Origin of the sequence: Neisseria sp. P0008.S010 (assembly GCF_051962715.1) — a bacterium.
Taxonomy (GTDB): Bacteria; Pseudomonadota; Gammaproteobacteria; order Burkholderiales; family Neisseriaceae; genus Neisseria; species Neisseria elongata.
Genome location: NZ_JBQCVA010000179.1, coordinates 1 through 405 on the forward strand (window position 1 = coordinate 1; position 405 = coordinate 405).

1 protein-coding gene is annotated in these 405 nt (G+C 52.3%); it reads left to right on the top strand.

Annotated elements, in window-relative coordinates:
* Positions 1–405, top strand: a 405-nt coding sequence (locus tag ACTHSL_RS13115) for a DDE-type integrase/transposase/recombinase (RefSeq protein WP_440381696.1), incomplete at both ends; no start/stop codon positions are given.

Sequence of the window (405 nt, forward strand, 5' to 3'; positions counted from 1 at the left end):
GCATTCAGGAAAAACTCAAAAGGCAGGCCAAACGCTACAATAAATCCTACCCCGGAGAGCTGGTACATCTCGATACCAAACGGCTGCCGCTGCTCAAAGGGCAGAAAGCCACCGATAAGCGGGATTACCTGTTTGTCGCCATTGACGATTTCTCAAGGGAGCTATACGCCGCCATTTTGCTGGACAAAACCGCAGACAGTGCCGCCAAGTTTCTGACCGAACACCTGATTGATCCCTGTCCATACCTGATTGAGTGCGTTTACTCCGACAACGGTACGGAATATAAAGGCTCGGCCAACCATGCTTTCGGTGTAGCCTGTTATGAGAACGGGATTGGTCAAAAGTTTACCCGGGTTGCCCGTCCGCAGACCAACGGTAAGGCGGAACGGGTTATCCGCACCCTGA